Genomic DNA, 16,294 nt, shown 5'->3' with positions numbered 1-16,294 from the left:
TGGAAGGGCAGAGGGAGCGGGTTTGGCGTTATGGCACGCCGTTGCAGGCGTGTTCCATGAACCCCGGTCGCAATGCCAGTCGTTGGCAATACGCGTCGACGGCGGGATAGTCCGGGCGCTCCATCGGGGTCATCCGCCAGCGGTTGACCGACAAGCCGATGAGGATATCGGCCAGGGTGAACCGAGGTCCGGCGACATACGCACCGGTCGACGCGAGTTGCTGTTCGAGGATGCCCATTTTCGCGTTCCAGCCGCGAACGCCATCGGCGATCCGCTGCGGATCCTGGAAGTTCGGCAATTGCCGCACTAGCGCAAAAAAGGCGTAGCCCCAGGACGGATTGAGTTCGGTGGCTTGCCAGTCCATCCACTGTTCCACACGAGCGCGCGCCGCCGGCTCGATGGGCAACAGATCGGTGTTTTGGTATTTGCCGGCCAGATAGCGGCAGATGGTGTTGGACTCCCACAGCACGCCGGCTTCGTCGATGAGCACCGGCACCTGTGCGTTAGGGTTGAGCTGGAGAAACTCCGGACTCTGGGTCGAGGCAAAACCGCTGCCCCAGTCTTCCCGTTCGTAGGAAACGCCCAGTTCGTCGCAGGCCCACAGGACCTTTCTGACGTTGATTGACGAGGCCCTACCCAAAATCTTCAGCGCATGTCCCATTGAGCTTCTCCGTTTGCTGTTACAGGTGCCGGGAATCTAGCACGAGCAAATGGACGATTGCGTATCAGGTACTCTCGCGCACCTTCAATTCAAACCCCATGTCCTGCACCGGTTTGGCCACCGAATTGCCGGCCATCAAGGTCAGCATCAACTCGGCCGAACGACGGCCAATGGCCTCTCGAGGCGTATTGATGCTACTCAGGCGCGGCACCATGTGTTCGGACATGGGCAGGTCGTTGAAGCCGAGGATCGCCACCTGTTCGGGGATCTTGATCCCGCAGCGCAAGGCTTCGAGCAGTGCGCCCTGGGCCAGGTCGTCGTTGCCGAAGAAGATCGCATCGAGGTCTGGATGACTGGCCAGCAGTTGCAGAAACAGCTCACCGCCCAAACCGACGGAGGAGGGGCGCGGGGTCAGCACTTCCAGGTCAGGATCATACAAACCGGCCTTTTGCAGCGCACGACGGAAACCTTCGCCCCGCAGCAACGTGCGCTGATCCAGTTGCGCTCCGATATAAGCCAGGCGTTTGCGACCGCGCGACAGCAAATGCTCGGCCGCCGTTTCGCCGGCGGCCAGTTGCGAAAAACCGACGCAATTGAGTCCCGCCGCACTGTCCAGTTCCATCATATAGACGCAGGGAATGTTGCTGGCCTCGATCATCCGCCGCGAACTTTCGGTGCGGTCGAAACCGGTCAGCAGCAAGCCGCGCGGCTGATAAGCCATGTAGTTGCGCAGCAGGTTTTCTTCTTCATCGCGCGAGTAATGGAAGTTACCGATCAGCACTTCGAAGCCCTTTGGTCGCAAAACCTGATGAATGGCTTCCAGCGTGTCGATGAACAGCAGGTTGGATAATGACGGTACCAACACCACGACGGAATGGCTCTGGGCTGAGGCCAGCGCGCGGGCGGCGGGGTTGACCACGTAGTTCAACTCGAGGGCAGCCTTCTGGACTTTTTCCACCAGTTCGGTGGCCACCGTGCTGACGCCACGCAGGGCGCGGGAGGCTGTAATCGGGCTGACACCGGCCAGGCGCGCGACTTCGTTGAGGGTAGGACGGCCAGTGGTTCGTGTATTTTTATCGTTTTTAGGGGTATTCATCGGACGGCTTGCCAAACAAAATTCAAGGCACTAAGGTAGCGCTGTCTCGATGCAGCCGCAAATGCGTGAGCGGGGTTTGCCTGATCCTCGCTTTTCGGCATCGAGAACGAACATGCTGCAACCCACAAAAATGACAAGAAGGCGTCGGCAACATCTGCTTTTGCACTAGAGTTTTACGTAGCAAAGGTAGCGCTGTCTGCGCGCTGAGGTGTTACATGAATCATCCCATCACCGCCCTGGTCATCATGGGCGTTGCCGGTTGCGGCAAGACGTGCGTCAGCCAGGCCCTGTGCCAGCTCAGCGGCGCCACCGCCATTGAAGGCGACACTTTCCACCCTGCCGCCAATATCGAAAAGATGAGCGCGGGTATCCCCCTGAACGACGAAGACCGTGCCGGCTGGCTCGACAGCCTGTGCGATGAACTGCGCCGCGTCGACGCCCGTGGCGAGCGCCCGGTGCTGACCTGTTCGGCCCTCAAACACAGTTACCGCGAACGCTTGCGCAGTGCCTTGCCGGGCCTGGGCTTTGTGTTCCTTGAGTTGACCCCTGAAGTCGCCGCCGATCGTGTCTCCCATCGGCCGGGCCACTTCATGCCGTCGACCCTGATCGACAGCCAGTTCGCCACCCTTGAATCGCCCGTTGGTGAGCCCCTGACCCTGGCTCTGGATGCTTCAAGTTACAGCGTCGACGAATTGGCCGCTCAGGCCCACCGTTGGTGGCTCGATCACGGCCTGAAACTCGCCAGTTGAGTTTTGCTGCAAAAGATAGCGCTGTCCTGACGGCTTCTGATTAATCGCTTTAATAACAACAACAAACAGGAGACACCCCCCCATGTTTGGCATGTCCCACGAGTCGTTTCTGCTGCTCGATGCAGTGGTCACGGTGATCGGCTTGATTGTCCTGATCACCAAGTTCAAGTTTCACCCGTTCATTGCATTGATCATCGCCGCCGCGTTCCTCGGGCTGACCTCCGGCATGCCGATCGGCACCATCATCAAGGCGTTCCAGGATGGTTTCGGTGGCGTTCTCGGTTTCGTCGGGATCATCCTGGCGTTGGGCACCATGCTCGGCAAAATGATGGCCGAGTCCGGCGGGGCGGACCAGATCGCCCAGACCCTGATTCGGGCCTTCGGCAAGGACAAGGTGCAGTGGGCCATGATGTTCGCGGCCTTCCTGGTCGGCATCCCGCTGTTCTTCGAAATCGGCTTCGTGCTGCTGATCCCGCTGGTGTTCATCGTCGCCCGTCGTACCGGTGTGTCGATCATCAAGATCGGTATCCCGCTGCTGGCCGGTCTGTCGGCCGTGCACGGTCTGGTTCCTCCGCACCCGGGTCCGCTGCTGGCGATCGGCGTGTTCGGTGCCGACATTGGTAAAACCATTCTCTACGGCCTGATCGTTGCGCTGCCGACTGCCATCATCGCCGGTCCGATCTACGGTACGTTCATTGCCAAGCACATTCCCGGTCATCCGAATCAGGAACTGGTGGACCAACTGGCGCGGGAGTCGGATTCCGCCGATCTGCCGAGCTTCGGCATTACCCTGGTCACCGTGCTGTCGCCTGTGTTCCTGATGCTGCTCAAGACCTTTGCCGATGTGGTGCTGCCGGATGGCAACTTCTTCCGCACCTTCATGGACCTGATCGGTCACCCGATCTCGGCGCTGCTGCTGGCATTGCTGCTGTCGCTGTACACCTTCGGCTACAAGCAGGGCATCGGCTCGCAACAGATGCTCAAATGGCTGGACTCGAGTCTTGCGCCGACCGCCGCGATCATCCTGATCATCGGTGCCGGTGGCGGTTTCAAGCAGATGCTGGTGACCAGTGGTGTAGGTGATGTGATCGGTCACATGGCAGTGGCGGCTCAGATCTCGCCGATCCTGTTGGCCTGGCTGGTAGCCGCGGTGATTCGCATCGCGACTGGTTCGGCAACCGTGGCGACCATCACTGGCGCTGGCATCGTGGTGCCGGTAGTGGGGATGATTCCGGGCGTGAACCGTGAGCTGCTGGTGCTGGCCACCGGTGCCGGTTCGTTGATCCTGTCCCACGTCAACGACGCCGGTTTCTGGCTGGTGAAGCAGTACTTCAACATGACCGTGGCGGAAACCTTCAAGACCTGGACCGCGATGGAAACCATCCTGTCCGTGGTAGGCCTGGGCTTCATCCTGCTGTTGTCATTGTTCGTCTGACACGAACGGCCAACACAAAAAAACCGCAGCGATGCGGTTTTTTTGTGGGTGAGATCTAACCCAATGTCGAGCAAGCTTTTTGTGGCGAGGGAGCTTGCTCCCGCTCGGCTGCGTAGCAGTCGTAAATCCGTCCACCGTGTTCTATCTGAAAAAAACATGGTGATTGGTTTTGGGGCCGCTTCGCGCCCCAGCGGGAGCAAGCTCCCTCGCCACAGATGTTTGTTCTCACAGGGTTTTGTGTGTCAGGCGTTGGTTTTGGTGACCAACCCATCCGCCCGAAACATCCCGCGAATTCCGCGTACGGCCTGACGAATCCGGTCCTGGTTTTCGATCAGCGCGAAGCGCACATGATCGTCCCCGTACTCACCAAACCCGACACCCGGCGAGACGCAGACCTTGGCCTCGGCCAGCAGTTTCTTGGCGAATTCCAGCGAGCCCAGGTGTGCATACGCCTCGGGAATCTTGGCCCAGACATACATCGACGCCTTCGGGTTCTCGACCATCCAGCCCAATTCATGCAAGCCTTTGACCAGCACGTTGCGACGCTGGCGATACTGTTCGGCAATGTCGCGCACGCATTGCTGATCGCCTTCCAGCGCCGCGATGGCCGCGACCTGCAGCGGGGTGAAGGTGCCGTAGTCGTGGTAGCTCTTGATCCGCGCCAGAGCGTTGACCAGCTCCGGGTTACCGACCATGAAGCCGATGCGCCAGCCAGCCATGTTGTAACTCTTGGACAGGGTGAAAAACTCCACCGCGATGTCCTTGGCGCCGGGCACTTGCATGATCGACGGGGCTTTCCAGCCGTCGTAGACGATGTCGGCGTAGGCCAGGTCGTGCACCACCAGAACGTCGTACTGTTTGGCGAGGGCGATCACCCGCTCGAAGAAGTCCAGCTCCACGCACTGGGCGGTGGGGTTGGACGGAAAGCCCAGGATCATCATCTTCGGTTTCGGAATCGAACCGCGAATCGCCCGTTCCAGCTCGGCGAAGAAATCCACGCCAGGGATCAGCGGCACCGACCGCACCTGGGCGCCGGCAATCACGGCACCGTAGATGTGAATCGGGTAGCTCGGGTTCGGCACCAGCACGGTGTCGCCCTGGTCGAGGGTGGCCAGCATCAAATGCGCCAGGCCTTCCTTGGAACCGATGGTGACGATGGCTTCGTTTTCCGGGTCGATATCAACCTGGTAGCGATCCTTGTACCAATTGGAAATCGCCCGGCGCAGGCGCGGAATCCCTTTGGACGTGGAGTAGCCGTGGGTGTCTTCGCGCTGGGCGACGGTGACCAGTTTTTCGACGATGTGCGGCGGCGTGGCGCCGTCGGGGTTGCCCATGCTCAAGTCGATGATGTCTTCGCCACGACGACGGGCGGCCATCTTCAGCTCGGCAGTGATGTTGAAAACGTAAGGGGGGAGTCGATCTATGCGCGCAAAGCGGCGCGGCGAACCTTGTTCGGCCATTGTTGCCTCGAATAACGTAAGCGCCCGGAACCGTCCGAGCGACGCTGGCCACTGCGGTGGCCTGTGGCGGAATGTAAGGGCAGGTATGGCAAACTGTCCAGCCTCTACGTAAACAAATTTTCCGAAGGAAACGGGTTGATGGAATTTACCAGTGGCTTCCTGCTCAGCCTTTCGCTGTGCCTGGACATCGGCGTGGCCAATATCGCGATGATCACGCTGGCGATGCAGCGCGGCTATTTCCAGGGTTTTGCCCTGGGGCTGGGGACTTGCGTCGGCGACCTGATTTACGCAGTGCTGGCACTGGCCGGCATGACCGTATTGCTGCAATACGAAACCGTGCGTTGGGTGTTGTGGATCGGCGGGTCGGCGTTGCTGCTGTACTTCGCGGCGAAGATGATTCATTCGGCGATCTACCACAGTGCGGTGTTGGCCGAGACCGCCGACGTTGGCCACAACTCCCATCGCAAAGAGTTCTTGCGGGGGATTTTCCTCGCCATGTCGTCGCCCAGTGCGATTCTCTGGTTCGCCGCGGTGGGCGGCACCCTGATTGCCCGTTCCGGTGGCGGCGGCACCCTCAGCTCGGCGTTGTTTCTCGGTGGATTTCTCTGTGCGGGAATTCTCTGGTGCGTCACGCTGTGCTTTGCGGCGAGCCATGGCGGCAAGCTGCTCGGAGACAAACTGCTGCGTTATTCCTACATGGCATCGGCCGGGATCTTCTGCTATTTCGCGGTGTACGTGATTCTTTCGGGTTACAACGAGTTTATCGGTGCGCCCACCGCCGGGCAGCTTCCGGGGCTCTGACTGGGCGAATCGGGTTTGGCCTCTATACTCCCAGCCGAACCCACTTTTTACGTTCCCAGGAGTCGAGTCATGGATGAGCAAATACGCGATGATCAGGTTGAGCAACGCTTCGAACACGGGCACTTCATGCTCATAGCGGGGCTTGGCGGACGATTTACCCAAGAGACGGCCGGCAAGATTCCCAAGCTCTGGGATAAATTCGTTCCCCACATCGGCAATGTTCCCGGGCAAAAGGGCGAAGTGACCTACGGCGTTTGCTGCAACCCGGATGGCAAGGGCGGTTTCGAATACATCGCCGGTGTCGAGATCAGCAAGCTCGACGACCTGCCCGAGAAATACCGCTGGGTCGAGATTCAGCCCCAGTATTACGCGGTTTTCGAGCACAAGGGCTCGCTGGATACCTTGCCCCAGACCTTTCAGTACATCTGGAACACCTGGTTGCCGCAGTCCGGTCACGAGGCAGCGGATGCCCCGGAGTTCGAACGCTACAGCGAAGACTTCAACCCGAAGCTCAATACCGGCGTGCTGGAAATCTGGCTGCCGATCAAGTCCTGATCACATTTGCAGAGGCGGCTCAACCGGCCGCCTCTGCATGTCCTGCGGGCACTATTTTCCCTTGTTCACCCGTCGCGCCCGCAACAGGTCGATCGCCAAAGAAACGAAGCCGAACGTGCTGATGCCCAACAGCATAAGAAGACCGATTTGGACGCTGCTCATGGTGTGTTCCCCTCATGGTGACTAGAGACAGGCAACACAAATAGCCCCGGGAGACGCGCAATGAAAGTGCCTATACGAAGGCTTTACGGCACTTGTCGTGATCGATATGAACACCTTATTAATTTATGATCCCAGCCTTTCCCCCGCCGATTCCGAGCTGCCATGAACACCGTCATCCGCCACGTCATTCCCGCTGACCTGGACCGTTGCTACGCCATCGAAACCGTTGCCTACGAAGGCGACGAAGCCGCCACCCGCGAGAAAATCGCCACCCGCATCGCCACTTGGCCCGAGGGCTTCATCGTCGCCGAAGTGGATGGCGTTGTAGCCGGTTTCGTCAATTCCGGTGCGGCGTTCGAGGTGGAAATGTCGGACGAGGCGTTCAAGGAACTGATCGGCCACGACCCGGCCGGCCCGCATGTGGTGATCATGTCGGTGGTGGTGCATCCGGATTATCAGGGGCAAGGCCTGGCAAAACGCTTGATGGGTGAATTCATCCAGCGCATGCGCGCACTGAACAAGGCCAGCATCCACCTGATGTGCAAAGAGCGGCACATTGCGCTGTATGCCGGGTTTGGGTTTGTCTATATCAAGCCTTCGGCGTCCGACCATGGCGGGATGGCGTGGCATGAGATGGTGCTCACCCTCTGATTGATTGTTCCAACGCAGAGCGTGGTAACGACCAATCCTCTAATAGAGACTATCGCGCACCCTGGCCGGTGCTTCCCGGTCATACGTCTCGGCATCGAACTGCCCATCGTTCAGCCGTTTGTGAAACGCGCCGGCGGTCGGCAGGGCAGAGCGGTCGAGGTAGCGCTCGGGGTTCCACAAATCCGAACGAACAATCGCTTTCGAACAATGGAAATACGCCGCTTCCACCGTCACCAGCATTACCGTGCGCGCCGGTTTGCCATTGACAGCAAAACTCTCCAGCAATGCCGGTTCGGCGCTGATCTGCGCCGTGCCGTTGACCCGCAACGTCTCGCCGATCCCCGGAATGATGAACAGCAGCGATACTCGCGAGTCGAGCACGACATTGCGCAGCGTGTCGATGCGGTTGTTGCCGGGGCGATCCGGGATCGCCAGCGTGCGCTCATCGATGATCCGCACAAAACCCGGCGTATCGCCGCGCGGTGAGCCGTCCATGCCGTCGGGGCCGACCGAGCTGATAATCACCAGCGGCGAGGCGCGGACCATCGCCTGATAGTCCTCGTTCAAAAACGGGATCTGCTTGCGCACCGCGCTCATGGGGCAGGCCGTAGATCGCTTCCAGCGCTTCGATTGAATTCAACATTCGTTCATCCCTCCATGAATCAGAAAACCAGTCCCATCCGTCGTTCGTAACCGATCCGGCCTTTGTACGCTTCGCCGCTGTCGACAAAACCGTATTTGGCATACAGCGCGATGGCCGATTCATTGTCGGCATCCACCGACAACTCCAGCCCCTTGATCTCCGGCCAGGCCTGACGCGCAACCTCCGGCAACGCCAGCAGACAGGCCTTGCCGTAACCTTTGCCCTGGGCGCGGTGATCGACTTGCAGGGCGTGCAGGGTGGCGCTGTGTTCGTCGGCCCAGGCCGGCAGCACCGGCGGGCGCTTGAGCAGCAGGAAGGCCACTGGAACCTCTTCGGCCAGCAGGGCAAAGCCTTTGACGCCAGGGCCCGGTTTGGACAGCAAGGTGTGCAATGCACCGTGGATGTCGCCGGAGAATCTGATTTGTTCGGCGTGGATTTCGATGGCCTCGACCTGTCGGCGCTGCAAGGCGTTCAGGCTTTCGTAAGGCACGAGTCGGGCTGTCACTGGAGTGTCCTTTTTCCAACACAAATGAGCCTCGGATTCTAGCGAGTTTGCCTCCATGGATTATTTTTATTTCGGTTGTCGATTTGGCTTTTCGCCAGACGACTAAAGGTGTCTTCAACAAAAAAACGTGGAGAACCCTCATGAACGCTCAGACACAAATCCATAACTTGATCGAGAACTACCGTCAGGCGGTCATCGCCAAGGATGTGGAAAAGGTCATGGCCCTGTACGCCGACGACATCGTCTCCTTCGATGCCGTCAAAGCCCTGCAATTCAAGGGCAAGGCGGCCTACCGTGCGCATTGGCAGGAATGCATGGAGATGTGCCCCGGCCCGCATATTTTCGAGTTCCATGAAATCAACGTCGTGCCGTCGCAGGAGATCGCTTTCGCTCACTGGCTGGCGCATTGCGGCGGCACCAATGAAAAGGGTGAAACCCAGGCGTGCTGGATGCGCGTTACCGCGTGCTATCGGCAGGAAGCGGGGCTCTGGCAGATCGTCCACGAACACTGGTCGGCCCCGTTCGACATGACCAGCGGCGCGGCGCTGTTCAACCTGGAACCCTGATGGTCGGACTGTTTATCGGAAAGCAGCGCCAAAGCGCCAATCGACAGCCATAGTTGATCAGTTCGGTCACGGCAAAGCCGCCTGAAATGGAGAGTCCCATGAAGTATTTATGCCTGGTTTACAGCAACGAGCACGAATTGCACTCGATGCCCGAAAGCCCCAACGACGCCGAGTGCATGGCCTATGCCGAGTCGATCCAGGGCAGCGGCCGGATGATCGCCGCCGAAGCGCTGGAGTCGGTGCAGACCGCGACCACCGTGCGCATGCGCAACGGCAAAATGTCGATCACCGACGGCCCGTTCGCTGAAACCAAGGAGCAGTTGGCCGGCTTCTACCTGATCGATGCCAAGGACCTCAATGAAGCCCTCCAGGTCGCCGGTAACATTCCGGCGGCCCGGGTCGGCTGCGTCGAGGTGCGGCCCGTTCGCCAGTTAAATCCCTGAGTAATCCTCACAACGGAGTTCTTTTATGAGTGCGCAATACGTCCAGCGAAAAATGGCCCCAGGCATGCCGGACTGATGCCGGGCGAATCGGTACGGGCGCAAGTCGAGCAGGTTTACCGCGATGAGTCGCGGCGAATCCTGGCGACCCTGATCCGCTTGCTCGGCGATTTCGATCTCGCCGAAGAGGCGCTGCACGAGGCGTTCTTCGTCGCGGTCGAGCGCTGGCAGCGCGACGGCGTGCCGGACAATCCGCGCACCTGGCTGGTGTCTACTGGCCGTTTCAAGGCCATTGATGTGTTGCGCCGGCGCGCACGTTTTAACGCATCCCGGCCGGTGTTGATCGCTCAACTGGAGGCGCTGGAGCAGGCCGACTGGAGTGACGAAGACGTGGAAGACGATCGCCTGCGCCTGATCTTCACCTGTTGTCACCCGGCACTGGCGGCGGACGCTCAAGTGCCGCTGACCCTGCGTGAAGTCTGCGACCTGACCACGGAAGAAATCGCCCGGGCTTTCCTCTCGGCACCGGCCACCATCGCTCAGCGCATCGTGCGCGCCAAGGCCAAGATCCGTGACGCGAAAATCCCATACCAAGTGCCCACCCTGACGGAACTGCCCGAGCGACTCGACAGCGTGTTGCGGGTGATTTACCTGGTGTTCAACGAAGGGTATTCGGCGTCCATCGGCAACGAACTGATCCGTGAAGACCTGACGCGCGAAGCGATTCGTCTCGGTCGGTTGTTGATGGAGCTGTTGCCTGAACCGGAGGTGATGGGGCTGTTGGCGCTGATGCTGTTGCATGAGTCCCGGCGCCCGGCCAGGACCTCCGCGAGCGGTGAGCTGATTGTGCTGGATGAACAGGATCGCTCGTTGTGGAACGCCGAGCTGATTGCCGAAGGCTGCGCCTTGATTGAGCGGGCGTTGACGACAAGGCGCTTCGGGCCTTATTGCCTGCAAGCGGCGATTGCCGCGGTGCATGCCGAAGCGCCCTCGGCGGCAGAGACGGACTGGGCACAGATTGTCGGTCTGTACGACGTGCTGCTGCGGGCGGTGCCGTCGCCGGTGATCGAACTGAACCGCGCGGCGGCGCTGTCCAGGCGCGATGGCCCACAGGCAGGGCTGACGTTGATCGAAGGGATTCTGGCCCGGGGCGAGTTGCTGGATTACCACCTGGCGCATTCGGCACGGGCAGAGTTTTGCCGGCAGTTGGGAAGGGTGGAAGAGGCGCGAGCGGCGTATCAACGGGCGCTGGAATTGACACAGCAGGTGCCGGAGCGGCGGTTTATCGAGGGACGGCTCCGGGCGTTGGAGTGATGTGATTTCAATGGCCCCATCGCGGGCAAGCCACGCTCCCACAGGATTGTATCGAATCGCAAAGGTGTGATCGCCTCAATCCTGTGGGAGCGTGGCTTGCCCGCGATAAGGTCCGCAGGACCTTCATTCCAGCATCTTGCCCAATAACCAACTCCCCGCTGGCCCCGGCGGGTGCAAACGCGACCACAGCGCATCGACATACACCGGTTTCGGCCAGCCGCGCACTTTCAATTCCACCAACGAACCAGCCCCGAACCGTCCCACCAGCCATCGCGGCAACGGTGCCCAGCCGAACCCGCCCTGGGCCATTTCCAGCAGCATCAGGTAACTTGGCGCCGACCAGACCCGCCCCTTCGCGCGGCTTTCATACGGATTGACGATCGTCGCCAGACGCAGTTCGCGGTGCTGTTGCAGCACGTCCTGATCGATGTCGTTCAGCGTCGCCAATGGGTGCGCGTGGGACACGAACAGGGCGATTTCCGTGCGCTCGTCCACCGTCGAACTGACCAGATCCGGCGGGTAGCTGTCCTGCATTTCGGCGAAGGCGACGTGCGCGCGGCCGCGTTGTACCAGTGCTACCAGGTCATCGCATTCGGCGATCAGGCATTCAAGTTCCAGGTCCGGGTAACGCTGCTCGAAAGCACTGAGCGCCGCTTCGAAACGGTCGGACTGGTAAGTGTCGGAAATCGCCACGGTCAACTTTGGCTCGATGCCTTGGGACAGTTGGCTGGCGGTCATTTCCAGACGGCTGGTGGCGGCCAGAATCTCCTCGGCCCGTTGCAGCATGACGTGCCCGGCCGGGGTCAGGCTCGGCTTGCGGCTGCTGCGGTCGAAGAGGACAAGGTTCAGGTCGATTTCCAGGCTCGCCACGGCGGCGCTGATGGTCGACTGACTGCGCCCGAGCTTGCGCGCCGCGGCGGAAAACGAGCCTTGGGTCGCGGCCTCAACAAACGCCAGCAACACTTCGTGGGAAGCCATGAACTATCGCCTTGATCGATGGTTATTGGTTATGAAGTATCGGTTCGATGACGGATCATGGCAACCACAGTCACTCAGGGAGTCTGGCCATGAACGCCAACAAATCCATCACTGAACGCATCTTCCAGGCCATCGGTTTCGAGCTGCTGGCGATATTGATCTGTACTCCGCTGCTGGCCTGGATCATGGACAAACCCATGTTGGAAATGGGCGTGGCAACCATGGCGATTGCAGCCCTTGCCCTGGCCTGGAACGTGGTCTTCAACGGCCTGTTCGACCGCATGCTCAAGCGCTTCGCCATTGTGCGTAACGCTTGGGTCCGCGTGGTGCATGCGCTGTTGTTCGAAGGCGGGCTGGTGGCGTTTGGGGTGCCGTTGATTGCCTGGTGGCTGAAGATCAGCCTGTGGCAGGCGTTCCTGCTTGACATCGGCGTGCTGCTGTTTTTCCTGCCGTACACCTACGTGTATCACTGGGGTTACGACGTGGTGCGGGAGCGGTTGATGGTGCGCAGGGCGTTGGAAGGGTAAAAGCAAAGATCGCAGCCTTCGGCTGCGATCTTTTGATCTTTGTTTACAGGAACTTGTGCATCAAACGTGGAAGTAGCCCACGCACGAATCGAACGGCAGGCGCTTGAGTTCGATCTTGTTCAGGTCGAGCACTTCGCGCAGGGCTTTGGTTTCGCCGGGGAAGTTGCGATAGGCGACTTCGTCGAGCACTACGATCGCGCCTTTTGGCATGTACGGCAGGAAGGTTTCCAGAGCGACTTTGGTCGACTCGTACAGGTCGGTGTCGAGGATCAGCATCGCCACCACCAGGTCCGGACGCGTCTGGACCCACTCCGGCACAGTCTTGACGATGTCGCCTTTGACCAGCTCGCAGCGCGGGATACGGTTGACCGGGCGCAACAGGTCGTTGGCGTCGATCATGTCCTGGATCAGCGACTGGTCGGTGTCGGAGAACATGGTCTCGTTGACGTCCGCCGGGTCTTCTTTCTTGTCGATACTCTGGAAGCCTTCGAAGGTGTCGAAGCCGATGATCGACCGGTTGATCGCGTAGGGTTCCAGAATCATCGACAGGTGCATGTAGAGCATCAGCGAGTTGCCCTTGTACACGCCGCATTCAATGATCGCGCCAGGGATTTCGGCGACTTTCTTGAACAGCTCCATGCGCGACAGTGCAGCGGTCACGCCGATGCGGTGGGCGAAGACAAATGGCGCGTCGGCCACATACTCGGCGTCGACCCGTTTCAGGACATTGGCACGGGTTTCGTTGTATTGAGCCTCGGCGGGCGTAATGCGACGCTTGGTCATTGCTGGATTCCTTGGAATTTCGAAAAGTCGTGAGCGTGGAAATAATCGTTGAACCCTGCACCGACGTCCGGGCAGGCGCTGTCGACGTTGATCGCCCCGCGCTTGTGCTTGAGGTCGTCAAGGTGCATCAGGCGGAAGTCCACACTGAAGCGGGTCTGTTGCGTGTAGTTGGGAACCGTACCATGCAGGTGAGAACCGGAAAAAATCAGCATGTCGCCCATGTTGCCGGCCACGCGGATTTCCGAAGAAGTATTGATCTCTTCCAGTGGAACCGGGTGTACCCGTACTTCCTCCTTGAGGTTTTCCTTGGCTCGATGACGCTGGTTGTTGATCCAGTCGGACAGGCTCCAATCCTTTGAAGTGTTCTTCACCGGTAGGTCGAAATAACCGCCATTGATCATCATGGTCTGGTCAGGGCTGATGGTATGCACCGGCATCCAGGTGTTGATCTGACAGTCGACGCCGCCGTACCAGGTGTCGCGATGGGGTTTGTAGGCATAGCTGACGCCGGCATGCAGGTAGTCGAAGTTAGGCACTACGCGGATTCGTGGCACGTCGAAAATGTACTCGCGAGGGTCGACACCGATTTCATCGATGAAGCCCAGAATCAAGTCCTTGGCGCGTTGGCTGTTAGTGAACTGGCTCTTGAGGCGAGTGACCAGGACCACGAATTCTTCCACCGGCATCAACGTGTGCAGCGCCTGGTGATTGGTCTCGCCGTCGAAGGCGGCAGTGATGCTTTCTTGGGCAAACGCACACAATTCTTTGGCCGTGCGTAGCTGAGTGTTCAGGAAGATGTCGCCTGCGTAGATGGCTTCTTTGAAGTCAGCTTTCTTCTGAAGCTGATTGATATACAGATTCACGGTTCCCCTCCTGAATACATCGAGTCTCTTAATAGTCGGCAACACGGTAGCAAACTGAAGTGCTATCCGGCGGGAGAGGGATCAATAAACGATTAATCCCATGAATTTGCGACGAAATGCTTTCGCCGGGCAAAAAAATCCCTGTAGGAGCGAGGCTTGCCCGCGAAGAACGATAACGCGGTCATTCGGGTAGACCGCGGTGCATTCTTCGCGGGCAAGCCTCGCGCCTACAGGGAGTGGGTGTTCAGGTTGATCAGAAAAACTTGGTGAACAACCAATACAAACTGCCCGACAACACAATCGCCGCCGGCAAGGTCAGCACCCAGGCCATCAGCAGGTTGCGGATGGTCTTCATCTGCAAGCCGCCACCGTTGGCGACCATGGTCCCGGCCACGCCTGAAGACAACACGTGGGTGGTCGATACCGGCAGGCCGAACATGTCGGCGGCGCCGATGGTCAGCATCGCCACGGTTTCTGCCGAGGCGCCTTGGGCGTAGGTCAGGTGCGTCTTGCCGATTTTCTCGCCGACCGTCACCACGATGCGTTTCCAGCCGACCATGGTGCCCAGCCCCAGGGCGATGGCCACCGCGATTTTCACCCACAGCGGAATGAACCGCGTGGCGTTGTCGATCTGTTGCTTGAACAGTTGCAGCTTGCCGGTGGTGTCGGTGTCGAAGTTGCCGACCTTGTTCTTGTCCATCAGGCGAATGGTTTCGCTGGTCAGGTACATGTCGTTGCGCACGTTGCCCATCGCTTCGGCCGGGACTTTCGACAGAGAGCCGTAACCCTTCACTTCGTTACCGATTTGGCCCGCCAGCGCGGCGAGGGCGGGGATCAGTTGCGGGGTGGCTTCCTTGTTGCGCATGTAGTCGGTCAGCACCGGGCGTGGATCGGTGGGCATCGGCAGTGGTGTGTTTCTCATCAGGGCTTGCTGGGTGACTTCGGCCACCGCGGCGAATTGCAAGGCCTGATCCGCCGGCATGGTGCGGTTCAGCGCATACGCCATCGGCAGCGTGCCCACCAGAATCAGCATGATCAGGCCCATGCCTTTCTGGCCGTCGTTGGAGCCGTGGGCGAAGGACACGCCGGTGCAGGTCAGAATCAACATGCCGCGAATCCACCACGGTGGCGGGGTATTACCCTTCGGCGCCTTGTACAGCGCGCGATTTTTGACGAAGACGCGCAACGCCAGCAGCAACAGCGCGGCAAACGCGAAGCCGATCAGCGGCGACAGCAGCAACGCGTAACCGACCTTGGTTGCCTGGGCCCAGTCCACGCCACTGGTGCCGTCGCGGCCGTGCATCAAGGCATTGGCCACGCCGACACCGATGATCGAACCGATCAGGGTGTGCGACGAAGAGGCCGGCAAACCCAGCCACCAGGTGCCGAGGTTCCACAGGATGGCGGCGATCAACAGGGCGAAGATCATCGCGAAACCGGCGGAGGAGCCGACCTGCAGAATCAGCTCCACCGGCAGCAGGGCGATGATGCCGAACGCCACCGCGCCGCTCGACAGCAACACCCCCAGGAAGTTGAAGAACCCGGACCAGGCCACGGCGAAATTCGGTGGCAAGGAGTGGGTGTAAATCACCGTCGCCACGGCGTTGGCAGTGTCGTGAAAACCGTTGACGAACTCAAAGCCCAAGGCAATCAGCAGTGCCACGCCCAACAGCAGAAACGGCGTCCAGGTGGTGACCACCGTGCCGAGTTCGCTCATGTCGTGCATCAGGCTGTAGGCGGTGAACAACAGCCCGCTGCCCAGCACGGCAAAGAACATCACGAAGGTGAGCAGGCCGGGTTTTTTATCGAACTGCGGCCTGGCGCCACTGGCGGGCGCCTGGGAGGCGGCGGTGAAGGAAGGCGTAGCCATGCCGGACAATCCTGAGCAGAGAAGGAGTATCGGCCATGATCGTTGCTAAATATTACAGTGAGACTGCGCTGGGTCAGTGTTTGGTTTTTTTGTGATGCCGGATGCTAAGGCAGGCAAATACCTGTGGCGAGGGAGCTTGCTCCCGTTCGGCTGCGAAGCAGTCGTAAAACCAGAGAATTCTGTTTGAATGAATAAACCGGATAGGGGCCGCTGCGCAGCCCAGCGGGAGCAAGCT

Annotated in this window: 17 protein-coding genes and 1 pseudogene; 9 read left to right on the top strand and 9 right to left on the bottom strand. The window is 59.7% G+C overall.

The window, feature by feature from the left end; all coding sequences use genetic code 11:
* Positions 1–28: 28 nt before the first annotated feature.
* Positions 29–661, bottom strand: coding sequence for a glutathione S-transferase family protein (locus ACEN8R_RS17700; RefSeq protein ID WP_019651718.1), 633 nt, complete (start codon positions 659–661; stop codon positions 29–31).
* A gap of 64 nt (positions 662–725) precedes the next feature.
* Positions 726–1,757: an HTH-type transcriptional regulator GntR gene (gene gntR, locus ACEN8R_RS17695; protein ID WP_105346473.1), complete on the bottom strand. Its 1,032-nt coding sequence runs from the start codon at positions 1,755–1,757 to the stop codon at positions 726–728.
* Positions 1,758–1,972: 215 nt separating this feature from the next.
* Here gntR and ACEN8R_RS17690 point away from each other — a divergent pair, with 215 nt between their 5' ends.
* The gene (locus tag ACEN8R_RS17690) at positions 1,973–2,506 is read left to right on the top strand and encodes a gluconokinase (protein WP_019581445.1); all 534 of its coding nucleotides are present in this window, start codon (positions 1,973–1,975) and stop codon (positions 2,504–2,506) included.
* An 82-nt stretch (positions 2,507–2,588) separates the two neighbouring features.
* Positions 2,589–3,941: a GntP family permease gene (locus ACEN8R_RS17685; RefSeq protein WP_018926438.1), complete on the top strand. Its 1,353-nt coding sequence runs from the start codon at positions 2,589–2,591 to the stop codon at positions 3,939–3,941.
* A gap of 242 nt (positions 3,942–4,183) precedes the next feature.
* Here the strand turns inward: ACEN8R_RS17685 and alaC are convergent, their stop codons facing one another.
* The gene (gene alaC, locus ACEN8R_RS17680) at positions 4,184–5,401 is read right to left on the bottom strand and encodes an alanine transaminase (protein WP_018926437.1); all 1,218 of its coding nucleotides are present in this window, start codon (positions 5,399–5,401) and stop codon (positions 4,184–4,186) included.
* Positions 5,402–5,539: 138 nt separating this feature from the next.
* On the opposite strand from alaC, the gene ACEN8R_RS17675 reads away from it, so the two are divergent.
* The 3 genes from ACEN8R_RS17675 to ACEN8R_RS17665 all read left to right on the top strand — a co-directional run bounded on the left by ACEN8R_RS17675 (position 5,540) and on the right by ACEN8R_RS17665 (position 7,570).
* Complete coding sequence (locus ACEN8R_RS17675; RefSeq protein ID WP_495624226.1) at positions 5,540–6,202, top strand: LysE family translocator; 663 nt, start codon at positions 5,540–5,542, stop codon at positions 6,200–6,202.
* Between the two features lie 69 nt (positions 6,203–6,271).
* Positions 6,272–6,757 (top strand): GyrI-like domain-containing protein, encoded by a 486-nt coding sequence (locus ACEN8R_RS17670; RefSeq protein ID WP_064616409.1) that lies wholly within the window; start codon positions 6,272–6,274, stop codon positions 6,755–6,757.
* Positions 6,758–7,081: 324 nt separating this feature from the next.
* Positions 7,082–7,570 (top strand): GNAT family N-acetyltransferase, encoded by a 489-nt coding sequence (locus ACEN8R_RS17665; protein WP_018926433.1) that lies wholly within the window; start codon positions 7,082–7,084, stop codon positions 7,568–7,570.
* A 39-nt stretch (positions 7,571–7,609) separates the two neighbouring features.
* Here ACEN8R_RS17665 and ACEN8R_RS17660 read toward each other — a convergent pair.
* Positions 7,610–8,213: pseudogene (locus ACEN8R_RS17660) on the bottom strand (pyridoxamine 5'-phosphate oxidase family protein).
* A gap of 19 nt (positions 8,214–8,232) precedes the next feature.
* Complete coding sequence (locus ACEN8R_RS17655) at positions 8,233–8,718, bottom strand: GNAT family N-acetyltransferase (protein ID WP_495624225.1); 486 nt, start codon at positions 8,716–8,718, stop codon at positions 8,233–8,235.
* Positions 8,719–8,858: 140 nt separating this feature from the next.
* On the opposite strand from ACEN8R_RS17655, the gene ACEN8R_RS17650 reads away from it, so the two are divergent.
* The 3 genes from ACEN8R_RS17650 (at position 8,859) to ACEN8R_RS17640 (ending at position 11,038) form a co-directional block, all read left to right on the top strand.
* On the top strand, positions 8,859–9,284 hold the full coding sequence (locus ACEN8R_RS17650) for a YybH family protein (protein WP_018926431.1): 426 nt from the start codon (positions 8,859–8,861) through the stop codon (positions 9,282–9,284).
* 98 nt (positions 9,285–9,382) lie between these two features.
* Positions 9,383–9,727, top strand: a complete 345-nt coding sequence (locus tag ACEN8R_RS17645; RefSeq protein WP_495624224.1) for a YciI family protein — start codon at positions 9,383–9,385, stop codon at positions 9,725–9,727.
* Positions 9,728–9,802: 75 nt separating this feature from the next.
* Positions 9,803–11,038: an RNA polymerase sigma factor gene (locus ACEN8R_RS17640; RefSeq protein ID WP_477744600.1), complete on the top strand. Its 1,236-nt coding sequence runs from the start codon at positions 9,803–9,805 to the stop codon at positions 11,036–11,038.
* Positions 11,039–11,161: 123 nt separating this feature from the next.
* On the opposite strand, the gene ACEN8R_RS17635 is transcribed toward ACEN8R_RS17640, so the two are convergent.
* Entirely contained in the window at positions 11,162–12,016 is an 855-nt protein-coding gene (locus ACEN8R_RS17635) for a LysR family transcriptional regulator (RefSeq protein WP_018926428.1), read from the bottom strand.
* Between the two features lie 89 nt (positions 12,017–12,105).
* Here ACEN8R_RS17635 and ACEN8R_RS17630 point away from each other — a divergent pair, with 89 nt between their 5' ends.
* The gene (locus ACEN8R_RS17630) at positions 12,106–12,543 is read left to right on the top strand and encodes a multidrug/biocide efflux PACE transporter (RefSeq protein WP_111454781.1); all 438 of its coding nucleotides are present in this window, start codon (positions 12,106–12,108) and stop codon (positions 12,541–12,543) included.
* A gap of 60 nt (positions 12,544–12,603) precedes the next feature.
* On the opposite strand, the gene ACEN8R_RS17625 is transcribed toward ACEN8R_RS17630, so the two are convergent.
* The 3 genes from ACEN8R_RS17625 to ACEN8R_RS17615 form a co-directional block, all read right to left on the bottom strand.
* On the bottom strand, positions 12,604–13,326 hold the full coding sequence (locus ACEN8R_RS17625) for a TylF/MycF/NovP-related O-methyltransferase (protein WP_018926426.1): 723 nt from the start codon (positions 13,324–13,326) through the stop codon (positions 12,604–12,606).
* Positions 13,323–14,189 (bottom strand): 2OG-Fe(II) oxygenase family protein, encoded by an 867-nt coding sequence (locus tag ACEN8R_RS17620; RefSeq protein WP_138866930.1) that lies wholly within the window; start codon positions 14,187–14,189, stop codon positions 13,323–13,325. Before ACEN8R_RS17620 ends, ACEN8R_RS17625 begins: the two co-directional genes overlap by 4 nt.
* A 253-nt stretch (positions 14,190–14,442) precedes the next feature.
* Positions 14,443–16,059, bottom strand: a complete 1,617-nt coding sequence (locus ACEN8R_RS17615; RefSeq protein WP_018926424.1) for an inorganic phosphate transporter — start codon at positions 16,057–16,059, stop codon at positions 14,443–14,445.
* Between the last annotated feature and the right edge of the window lie 235 nt (positions 16,060–16,294).

It is taken from the genome of Pseudomonas sp. Pseusp15, from assembly GCF_059492165.1.
The sequence above is the reverse complement of the archived record's forward strand: the minus strand, read 5'-3'. Positions and strand labels throughout refer to the sequence as shown.

What these genes read in the sequence shown, in the direction of transcription:
- ACEN8R_RS17675 (WP_495624226.1), top strand. Translation starts at nt 5,540, where the DNA reads ATGGAATTTACCAGTGGCTTCCTGCTCAGCCTTTCGCTGTGCCTGGAC.
- ACEN8R_RS17665 (WP_018926433.1), top strand. Translation starts at nt 7,082, where the DNA reads ATGAACACCGTCATCCGCCACGTCATTCCCGCTGACCTGGACCGTTGC.
- ACEN8R_RS17635 (WP_018926428.1), bottom strand. Translation starts at nt 12,016, where the DNA reads ATGGCTTCCCACGAAGTGTTGCTGGCGTTTGTTGAGGCCGCGACCCAA.
- ACEN8R_RS17645 (WP_495624224.1), top strand. Translation starts at nt 9,383, where the DNA reads ATGAAGTATTTATGCCTGGTTTACAGCAACGAGCACGAATTGCACTCG.
- ACEN8R_RS17630 (WP_111454781.1), top strand. Translation starts at nt 12,106, where the DNA reads ATGAACGCCAACAAATCCATCACTGAACGCATCTTCCAGGCCATCGGT.
- ACEN8R_RS17625 (WP_018926426.1), bottom strand. Translation starts at nt 13,326, where the DNA reads ATGACCAAGCGTCGCATTACGCCCGCCGAGGCTCAATACAACGAAACC.
- ACEN8R_RS17670 (WP_064616409.1), top strand. Translation starts at nt 6,272, where the DNA reads ATGGATGAGCAAATACGCGATGATCAGGTTGAGCAACGCTTCGAACAC.
- ACEN8R_RS17615 (WP_018926424.1), bottom strand. Translation starts at nt 16,059, where the DNA reads ATGGCTACGCCTTCCTTCACCGCCGCCTCCCAGGCGCCCGCCAGTGGC.
- ACEN8R_RS17650 (WP_018926431.1), top strand. Translation starts at nt 8,859, where the DNA reads ATGAACGCTCAGACACAAATCCATAACTTGATCGAGAACTACCGTCAG.
- alaC (WP_018926437.1), bottom strand. Translation starts at nt 5,401, where the DNA reads ATGGCCGAACAAGGTTCGCCGCGCCGCTTTGCGCGCATAGATCGACTC.
- gntR (WP_105346473.1), bottom strand. Translation starts at nt 1,757, where the DNA reads ATGAATACCCCTAAAAACGATAAAAATACACGAACCACTGGCCGTCCT.
- ACEN8R_RS17640 (WP_477744600.1), top strand. Translation starts at nt 9,803, where the DNA reads ATGCCGGGCGAATCGGTACGGGCGCAAGTCGAGCAGGTTTACCGCGAT.
- ACEN8R_RS17685 (WP_018926438.1), top strand. Translation starts at nt 2,589, where the DNA reads ATGTTTGGCATGTCCCACGAGTCGTTTCTGCTGCTCGATGCAGTGGTC.
- ACEN8R_RS17690 (WP_019581445.1), top strand. Translation starts at nt 1,973, where the DNA reads ATGAATCATCCCATCACCGCCCTGGTCATCATGGGCGTTGCCGGTTGC.
- ACEN8R_RS17700 (WP_019651718.1), bottom strand. Translation starts at nt 661, where the DNA reads ATGGGACATGCGCTGAAGATTTTGGGTAGGGCCTCGTCAATCAACGTC.